This window comes from Lapidilactobacillus achengensis, assembly GCF_003946655.1.
GTDB lineage: Bacteria > Bacillota > Bacilli > Lactobacillales > Lactobacillaceae > Lapidilactobacillus > Lapidilactobacillus achengensis.
Map to the genome: position 1 here is coordinate 1 of NZ_RHOV01000038.1, position 7420 is coordinate 7420.

7 protein-coding genes and 2 rRNA genes are annotated in these 7420 nt (G+C 50.6%); 8 read left to right on the top strand and 1 reads right to left on the bottom strand.

Features of this window, described 5'->3' with window-relative positions; all coding sequences use genetic code 11:
* The 8 genes from EKM94_RS11935 to EKM94_RS11970 all read left to right on the top strand — a co-directional run.
* A 23S ribosomal RNA gene (locus EKM94_RS11935) occupies positions 1-134 on the top strand; the annotation flags it as partial.
* Between the two features lie 82 nt (positions 135-216).
* Positions 217-333, top strand: a 5S ribosomal RNA gene (rrf, locus tag EKM94_RS11940).
* 264 nt (positions 334-597) lie between these two features.
* Positions 598-1341 carry a threonine/serine exporter family protein gene (locus tag EKM94_RS11945; protein WP_125602343.1) on the top strand — a complete coding sequence of 248 codons (744 nt, stop codon included), beginning with the start codon at positions 598-600 and terminating at the stop codon, positions 1339-1341.
* Between the two features lie 12 nt (positions 1342-1353).
* Complete coding sequence (locus EKM94_RS11950; RefSeq protein WP_125602324.1) at positions 1354-1857, top strand: threonine/serine exporter family protein; 504 nt, start codon at positions 1354-1356, stop codon at positions 1855-1857.
* Positions 1858-2383: 526 nt separating this feature from the next.
* Positions 2384-2677, top strand: a complete 294-nt coding sequence (locus EKM94_RS11955; protein WP_125602327.1) for a hypothetical protein — start codon at positions 2384-2386, stop codon at positions 2675-2677.
* A gap of 388 nt (positions 2678-3065) precedes the next feature.
* Complete coding sequence (locus EKM94_RS11960; protein ID WP_164511237.1) at positions 3066-3800, top strand: MurR/RpiR family transcriptional regulator; 735 nt, start codon at positions 3066-3068, stop codon at positions 3798-3800.
* A gap of 205 nt (positions 3801-4005) precedes the next feature.
* Entirely contained in the window at positions 4006-5352 is a 1347-nt protein-coding gene (locus EKM94_RS11965) for a PTS sugar transporter subunit IIC (RefSeq protein ID WP_125602333.1), read from the top strand.
* Between the two features lie 379 nt (positions 5353-5731).
* Complete coding sequence (locus tag EKM94_RS11970) at positions 5732-7165, top strand: 6-phospho-beta-glucosidase (protein WP_125602336.1); 1434 nt, start codon at positions 5732-5734, stop codon at positions 7163-7165.
* 60 nt (positions 7166-7225) lie between these two features.
* On the opposite strand, the gene EKM94_RS11975 is transcribed toward EKM94_RS11970, so the two are convergent.
* Positions 7226-7420: hypothetical protein (locus EKM94_RS11975; RefSeq protein WP_225422234.1), on the bottom strand; the 195-nt coding region annotated here is incomplete at its 5' end.

Consider the following 7420-nt stretch of genomic DNA (forward strand, 5'->3'; position numbering starts at 1 on the left):
GCCCCACTCAAGATGAGATTTCCCATAACGTAAGTTAGTAAGACCCCTCAGAGAATATGAGGTAGATAGGCTGGGTGTAGAAGTACGGCGACGTATGGAGCTGACCAGTACTAATCGGTCGAGGACTTGACCAAAGGTCAAAAGAGTTGCAAAACGGTTAAAGCAGTGACATAGGATCCAGTTTTGAGAGAGCGAAAGTTCTTTCAAAGTAAAGAGTGTGGTGGCGATAGCAAGAAGGGTACACCTGTTCCCTTGCCGAACACAGAAGTTAAGCTTCTTAGCGCCGAAAGTAGTTGGTGGGAGACTGCCTGCGAGGATAGGGCGTTGCCACGCTAAGTGAAACCGAGATTAAATTCTCGGTTTTTTTTGTGCTGAAAATCAGAGGCTGAGGTCTATTGAGGTTTAATTGAGGTTTAATGGGTTCAATGGTGTCTCTGACCGCTGTTAACGGCTTTTGCGGGATTAATTTTGACAAAGCGGTTGTAATCGGTGGGCGCGCTGGGTATGATAAAATAAACAGCGATTCTGACTGGTCGCAATACGATGAAGGGTGGGCCCACCGTGGAAAAGGCACCATTACCTATTTCAGCTTACAAAATGGACTTGTTGATCGACACTTGTTTGATGGCAGGCCGAATCATGATCGAAAGTGGTTCCGAAATGTATCGCGTTGAGGATACGATCACCCGGATTGCTTTTAACGCTGGCGTGCCCAACAGCGTTGTTTACACGACGCCGACTGGCTTGTTCTTCGGCGTTAAGGGACAACCAGTGTCTGAATTCCGTCAAATCAATCAGCGTACAATCAACTTGGAAAAGGTTCAGCGGGTCAATACGATGTCGCGGAAATTTGCCGAACATGAAGTGGGACTGTGGCAGTTGCACACGGCTTTGGAGGAGATCGATCGGCATACGGACTTTTTTCCCTTGTGGTTGCAAGTGCTGGGGTCAATGGTGGTCAGCGCCATGTTCATGGTGCTCTTTTCCGGGCAATATGACTGGGTTGATTTTGCGGTGTGCGGGGTGATTGGTGGCGGCGGCTACTTGATCAACTATTACATTAGCTTGTGGACCAAGGTCAAATTCCTAGGTGAATTTCTGGCGGCGTTAACGATTGGGATCCTGGCTTATGGGGCGGTTCATTTCGGGATCGGGCGCAATATCAATAATATTTTGATCGGCGCGATGATGCCGCTGGTGCCAGGGGTGCCTCTGACGAATTCGTTGCGAGATCTGTTCGCGGGGCACTTATTGACAGGCACGGTGCGCGCGGTGGAGGCGTTTCTGACGGCTTGCGCGATCGGGACGGGCATCGGTCTGATGTTCCGTTTCTTTATGTAGGAGGTGTCCAGCATGCCACTTTGGGTAATTTTTTTGATCCAGGCCGCTTTTAGCTATTTGGGCACCGCGGCCTTTGCCATCTGCGTCAATAATCCCCGCCGTGCGCTGCACGCCTGTGGACTGTGCGGCATGGTCGGTTGGCTGGCTTATTGGACCGTTTTCCAACTCGGAGCAGGTCGCATGATCGCCAACGTGACCGGTTCGCTTGTTCTCGGGATCATGAGTCTGATTTTCGCTCGCCGGAAAAAAATGCCGGCAATTCTATTCAACATTCCGGGGATCGTGCCGCTGGTACCAGGCGTGACAGCGTACCAGGCGGTTTACGAAATGGTGCTGGGCAGTGTCGATCAGGCCATCGTCTATTCGTTTCGGGTCGCCATGGTCGCCGGCGCGATTGCCATCGGCTTCATGTTGACGTCGCTCTTCGCTGAGGTGTGGACGCGGATTCGACGGCGGCGGCAACAGTCGAAGCCGCCGGTGATCACCCCGACAAAAACGACCTCGAAGGATCAGTAGCTGGTTGGGTGGGCGGTTGGTTGCCCTGATTTGTTTGGCGGAATTCTGTCTCTGTTCCGGTTCTTTGCGCTTGACTGCGGATGTGCTGGGTTTGAGTTGTGACGCAACCGCCTCAGGACGTTTGTCGTGGCTGGAACGCGGTGGGCACTGTTTTGAGCCAATCCGCAAAGACCGCGGCTTGTCTCAAAATCAGGCCTTATTCTAAGCGATAAATCGCTAAGAATAATCTCACCGCTGAGCCACACGTCCTGAGGCGGTTGCTAGGCAGAATTGTACCTATCTGCAATCGCGGCGAAGGATTTGACGAAGTGCTTTTGCAAGATTGAGATCAAACAATTACCCACTTTTTTGGTGGTACGGCAACATCAACGAATTTGGGGACGTAAGTGGGTACATTTCGGTTAGTGCCGACAGCCTTATCTCACTTGCTTAAACCAATTCTGGTTGGAAACCGACCAATTCAGTTAGTTCACTGAGATCTAGCATTGTTTATCAGAAAGACTGCACTGGTGTCACCAATGCAAAAATGATGACCACTAACCACGGTCGTCAATGGCGTGGTTCCCCATCAATTGGCAACAGCTTGTCAGTTGGCGTGAGTGCTCAAACGGCTGCTATAACGTTGAGCGGCTGGAGCGGAGAAATTCGGGGTGAGATCGCCGTGAAATTGGTCTTAGTGGCTCTGCCACTTAGACCAAGGCTCAGCTTTGAGATTCGCGGGTTTTGCGAAGCTCAAAGTGACGCCCACAGCGAGCTCACCCCGAATTTCGCAGCGCAAGCTGCGGCCAACCTACTTTTATCAAGTCCCAGTCCGAACTAAAGCAATCCCGCCAAACCGCTATCCCTCAGTCTATTTTTGTGGTAAAATAAAGCCATGCGATGAGTCGAGCGCCCATTTTCTGGGCAAACGATCGTGGCGCGACTTCCGCCTGCTTCGCATCAGGTGGCTCGCCGGATTGCGAGTGTCACGTTCAAGGAACGTTGTGGAACGAACCTTGATTGGCGAGTCAGACTCAGCCCAGTTGTTGAGCCTGACCGTTACCACACTGAAGCGATTTTCCCTCGGGAAAATCGCTTTTTTTGCGCGCAAGTAATCTGAAAGCAGAAATCGTGGTCAAACTCCGAGGAATCATTGCTCGTAACTGTTCAAAATTCGCCCACGGGTTGCGCTGTTACATGTTACAATGAAGTCAAAAGGGAGTGAGCGGATGTTTGACAATATCGATTTGAAGCAGTTGACGGAAGCGGAATTGGATGTGTACAACTACATTCTCAAGAACCCCAAGGCGGTTCAGAAAATGACGGTGCGGACACTGGCCCAGGCTAGCCAGACGTCAACGGCGACAATCAGGCGGTTCTGTCGGAAAATGAAGCTGAACGGGTTCTCGGAATTGAAATACCTGATTCGCGATCAGTTGCTGCATGAACAGAAAATTTATCCCGCCTATGACATCAACACGCCATTGACGGATTTCTTTACCAAGGTCTCGCGGGATGAATTCGAGCATCAGATCTGCCAGTGCTTGGCGCTGGTGCGGGCGGCCAAGACGTTGGTTTACTTCGGGATCGGTAGTTCGGGGAGTTTGGCGGATTATGGCGCGCGCTTCATGTCCAACGCAGGCGGGTTGGCTTATTCGATCACCGATCCGTTCCAACCCCGCTATTTCGGGAATTATGATCTCCATGATACGCTGTTGATCGTGTTGTCGGTTTCGGGAACGACTGATGAGTTGGTGGTTCGCGCCGGGAATTTCAAAAGTCACGGGGCCAAAGTGATCGCCATTACCAATCACGAGAATTCGCCGCTGGGGCGGTTGGCCGATGTGACAGTTTCCTACTATATGCCGGAACGCGTGACGGACGATCATATCAATTTGACCACGCAAATCCCGGTGGTCTATCTGCTCGAAACCATTGCGGAACGCTTTGTTGACGGGGAATAACGCCTGTTTTTGTCACTTGTTACAGCAATGGAACACGTAACACCTACGGAACTTGTAACCGTTTTCATGAAATCACTTCTCTTTCGTACCCTGACCCGCTATAATGTGTTTGTAAGCGTTGGAAAACGCTTGCCGTCATTATATTGTGTCATTATGATTGTGTCACATCTATTGGGTTCACATCTATTATAGAGGAGTGGTTGGAATGAACGATTGGATCAACAAGCACATCTTGCCTGGGGTCATGCGCTTCGTGGCAACGCGGCCGATCAAAGCGCTGCAGAGTGGGATGTTGTATGTTATGCCATTTACGATCATCGGGTCGATTTTCCTATTGTTGGGGAATCTGCCGGTTGAATCGTGGAAGGTTTGGATGGAAAGCACGGGCATGGTGCCATATTGGAATGTGGCTTATAATGCTTCGTTCGCCATCATGGCCTTATTCGCTGTTATCGGGATCGCCTATTCTTACGTTCGTGAGGAAGGCTTTGAACCATTGCCAGCTGGTTTGCTGGCGGCAACTTGTTTCTTGATGGTTATGCGTCCATCAAACCCTGTCACTGTCGGCGACAAAACATTGGCGACAGCGGCGCAAATGGCGCAAACAACTTTCATCGACCGTGACTGGCTTGGTGGTAAAGGGATGATCGCGTCGATCTTGATCGGCTTGATCGTGGGGGCTGTTTACAGCTGGTTCTTGAAGAAGAACTTCACCATCAAAATGCCTGAACAGGTGCCAGCCAACGTCTCCGCTTCATTTACCGCTTTGATTCCTGCGGCCGTTTTGATTACGGGCTTCATGTTAGTTTACCTGTTCTTCGACAAGGTCACCGCGTCAACGATGACCGAGTGGATCTACAAAGTGATCCAAACGCCATTACAAGGGTTGACCGACTCCTTCGGTGGGATGCTGGCCATTGCCTTCTTGGTACCATTCCTCTGGTTCTTTGGTGTTCACGGGGCCACGATCGTTGGTGGGATCATGGGACCTTTGCTACAAGCCAATGCCTTGGCCAACCAAAAGATTCTCGATGCTGGCAAGGCTTTGACCGTTGCTAATGGTGGCCACATTGTGACACAGCAATTAATGGACCAATTTATGACGGTAACTGGTTCTGGGATGACGATCGGTCTGTTGATCTTCATGTTCTTCTTCGCGAAATCAGCGCAGTGGAAGACATTAGGTCGTTTGTCGATCGCCCCAGGGATCTTCAATATCAATGAACCAATTTTGTTCGCGGCGCCAATCGTTTTGAACCCAATCATGGGGATTCCATTCTTCTTGGCACCAATGGCTTCCGCAACCTTGACTTGGATCGCGTTGCGGTTAGGCTGGATCCCACTATTCGGCGGGACCATGGTTGCTTGGACCACGCCACCAATTATTTCTGGCTTCTTGGTCGGCGGTGTGCGGACCGCGCTCTGGCAAGCCTTGATGCTCTTCATCACTTTCTTGATCTACTTACCGTTCGCCCGGAAGCAAGATACGATCTTGTACAAGCAAGAACAAGGTGAAAGTGACCAAGAAATCGAAGCCGACGAAGCAAAATAGCAGGCTAGGCAGCAGGACATTGCTCCTGCGCTCCAAGGAACTAATCCGATATAACCCAAATTAAAAAAATACGCAAAAAAATAATTTTCAAAAAAATCCAAAAAAGTATTTCCAAAAATACTAAAAAAATACCCATTCAAAAAATACCCACGACAAAAAGGAGGCCGCCGTTTACAGCAATGTAGCAGCGCGCCTCTTTTTTCAGAAGAGCAACCGAGGTGAAAACGGCCTGAGCCAGCAGTGCGGGCCGGCTTGATACCACGAGGTGAAATGGGGCGCAACACTTTTAATAATGGGACTTATCTTGTCACAATCAATGTTAAAATAAAAGCGAATAGCGCCGTGACTGGCGTGATCACGAAAGAAAGAGGTTGGATCAATGGCAGAATTACGCAAAGATTTTCTTTGGGGCGGCGCAGTGGCCGCTCATCAATTGGAAGGTGGCTGGCAAGAAGGCGGTAAAGGGGTCAGTGTGGCCGACATTATGACCGCCGGCGCCAATGGTGTGCCGCGGCGGATCACGGCTGGCGTGCTTCCTGGGGAGAATTATCCCAATCATGAAGCCATCGATTTCTACCATCATTACAAAGAAGATATTAAGTTATTCGCGGAAATGGGGTTCAAATGTTTCCGGACGTCGATCGCTTGGACCCGGATCTTCCCCAATGGCGATGAGGCTGAGCCCAATGAAGCTGGGCTGAAATTCTATGATGACCTGTTCGCGGAATGCCACAAGTATGGCATCGAACCCGTGATCACTTTGTCGCATTTCGAGATTCCGTATCATTTGGTGAAGGAGTATGGTGGCTGGAGTAATCGGAAAATGATCGACTTTTTCGTGAAATTCGCCACGGTTTGTTTTGAACGCTACCGGGGTCAAGTTAAATATTGGATGACCTTCAACGAAATCAATAACCAAACCAACTACGAAAGTGATTTCGCGTTGATGACCAACTCCGGCTTGACGATGGATCCGCATAAAGATATGGAACGGGAAATGTACCAAGCTAGCCACTATGAATTGGTCGCTAGCGCCTTAGCCGTCCAAAAAGGTCATGAAATCGATCCGAATAATCAAATCGGCTGCATGATCGCCATGGTGCCGATCTATCCGCTGACCGCTAAACCCCATGACATCATGGCGGCGGAAAAGGCGATGCAAGCGCGGTACTGGTTCGCCGACGTTCATTGTAACGGTCGCTACCCTAACTGGTTGCCGGTGTATTTCGACAAGCGCGATTATCAACTGGATATCACGACGGAAGATTTGGTTGCCTTGCAGCAGGGCACCGTGGATTATATCGGCTTCAGTTATTACATGTCCAACTGTATCGAAGATCACGGCAATGGCCCAGACTATCACTATGATGAGGCCAACAACCACACGCAGAATCCTTATTTGGAAGTGTCCGATTGGGGTTGGGCGATCGATCCTGAAGGGTTGCGCTATGGGATGAACTGGTTCAACGACCGCTATCATCTGCCCCAATTCATTGTGGAAAATGGCTTCGGCGCGATCGATCAGGTCAGCGCCGATGGCAAGGTCCATGACAGCTATCGGATCGATTATCTGCGCCGGCACATCGAACAGATGAAGTTGGCCGTCACTATCGACGGCATCGACCTGATGGGTTACACACCTTGGGGTTGTATCGACTTGGTGTCCGCTGGCACCGGCCAAATGGACAAGCGTTACGGCTTTATCTACGTGGACAAGAATGACGCTGGTGCAGGGACTTTGGCGCGGTCGCGGAAGGATTCCTTCGCTTGGTATCAGCGGGTGATCGCCAGCAATGGCGCTGACCTGGGGTAATAATTCTCCGCTGGCAATTCGCTTGGAATGAATGATCAAAATGCCGCTGGCCGGTCAGGCTCAGCGGCATTTTTTTGTGGCCGCAGCACTGGACTCTTGGGATAGTTTGGCCGCAGCTTGCGCTGCGAAATTCGGGGTGAGCTCGCTGTGGGCGCTGTTTTGAGCCAATCCGCAAAGGACGCGGCTTGTCTCAAAATCAGGCCTTGTCCTAAGCGGCAGAGCCGCCAAGGACAATTTCACGGCGATCTCACCCCG

Bases quoted from the DNA above. Each gene is read 5' to 3' on its own strand.
- EKM94_RS11945 (WP_125602343.1), top strand. From the start codon at position 598: ATGGACTTGTTGATCGACACTTGTTTGATGGCAGGCCGAATCATGATC.
- EKM94_RS11955 (WP_125602327.1), top strand. From the start codon at position 2,384: ATGATGACCACTAACCACGGTCGTCAATGGCGTGGTTCCCCATCAATT.
- EKM94_RS11965 (WP_125602333.1), top strand. From the start codon at position 4,006: ATGAACGATTGGATCAACAAGCACATCTTGCCTGGGGTCATGCGCTTC.
- EKM94_RS11950 (WP_125602324.1), top strand. From the start codon at position 1,354: ATGCCACTTTGGGTAATTTTTTTGATCCAGGCCGCTTTTAGCTATTTG.
- EKM94_RS11970 (WP_125602336.1), top strand. From the start codon at position 5,732: ATGGCAGAATTACGCAAAGATTTTCTTTGGGGCGGCGCAGTGGCCGCT.
- EKM94_RS11960 (WP_164511237.1), top strand. From the start codon at position 3,066: ATGTTTGACAATATCGATTTGAAGCAGTTGACGGAAGCGGAATTGGAT.